At 54.3% G+C, this 1,350-nt stretch carries 1 protein-coding gene; it reads left to right on the plus strand.

Annotated elements, in window-relative coordinates:
* The first annotated feature begins 267 nt into the window (after positions 1–267).
* Positions 268–1,281 carry a hypothetical protein gene (locus tag ACIQCN_RS15255; protein WP_400611738.1) on the plus strand — a complete coding sequence of 338 codons (1,014 nt, stop codon included), beginning with the start codon at positions 268–270 and terminating at the stop codon, positions 1,279–1,281.
* Positions 1,282–1,350 lie beyond the last annotated feature (69 nt).

Genomic DNA, 1,350 nt, shown 5'->3' on the forward strand with positions numbered 1-1,350 from the left:
GCTCGGCTTCCGCAACCTCGCGAACTACACAGCCAGGAGCCTGCTCGAGGCCGGAGGTTTCAGACCCTCGCTACACCCTTGATTCCGAAGAGCCCGTTATGTGGTCAATTCTAGTTTTGCAGTGCGTCACAGAAGTGCCCCTTGTACTAAACTACCCAAGTGGCGCGATGTTTTCGACCGCTATTATATTGCTCTTGGCTATTGGTGCCGTAAAGCCGGATGGAACCTCCAATTTTGCGGATGCAAAGTTTCTTGTGAAAGATATGAATGTTAAACCTCAAAATAGGCCGTTTGGCTAGTGGCGGCGGTAGCGGGCTTCTGCGACGTCGCTCCTTCTGGTACGTATTCGGAGTGTTGGCGTCCACCGCCTCCACTTACATCCTTTTTTTGTGTTTCACTATGCGGGCTTCGCCGGACGAGGTGGGTCTTTTTGCGCTTATTGCTGCAGGTGTAACAACGCTCGTGCAGTTCCTCGATGGGGTGTCGTCCCAGCGCATTACGCAAAGTCGCCCCCATCTGGTGAAACTGAATCGCGACGAAGACCAATCAGTGAACTTCCTCAACGCCGGCCGACTGGTCATCCTGATTGCCGCAGCTTCTGCCGTCTCGATAGTCTGGCTCCTGTTTGACTCAGACTTGGGCCCTTGCGTCGGCGTGCTGCTTCTTGGGCAGGGGGCCTACTCGCATGCGGTTAGTACGCGCATTTATGGTGACTCACCGGTGCCCCTTGTCCGCCTACAGTTTTTTAACTTTGTCATTTTCTGCATCGCCTCGGTAGCCGTACTGACGCTTACGTCTGAGCTTACTGCAGCATCGCTGCTCTTGATCAGCGGGATTTCCTCGAGCTTCGCATCTTTCCCTTTCCTCTTTTGTGATGTTAGGAGGCGGCGCAAGATGGCTCACCCATTTCGTCAAGAGTGGGAATTGCTCTTTGCTGGTTCTTGGCGCAATATCGCAAGCCTTGTGGCGTATCAGGCTGTAAATGCTCTGGGCGGCGCAACGGATTCTTTGTTGACCTCAATTAGTGGGCTCCGCACGGCGGCTGAGTACCAAGTTATTCGTCGTCCAATGTTGGCCTTAAGCAGCCTCAACGTTGCGCTAGGGCAAAGTGCTATCAATAAATACTCTCGTGGTGATGCGCGTCTATGGAAGCGCTCCTTGCTAAAGCTCCTGCCTGTGCTCCTGGCCTGGCCCATTATGGGATATTTAGGCCTCGTGGTGGTGCGGTTCCTCACCCCGCCCGCTTATGAGATATCGGGCTCTTCGCAGTTGAGGGTGTAGTCGAGGGTCGGCGGCTGGTTCGTGGATAGACGTCGAGGTCTTCCAGGATGGAAGTTCTCACACTGCCCA

The sequence above is a fragment of the Pseudarthrobacter sp. NPDC092424 genome (assembly GCF_044754925.1).
GTDB lineage: Bacteria > Actinomycetota > Actinomycetes > Actinomycetales > Micrococcaceae > Arthrobacter.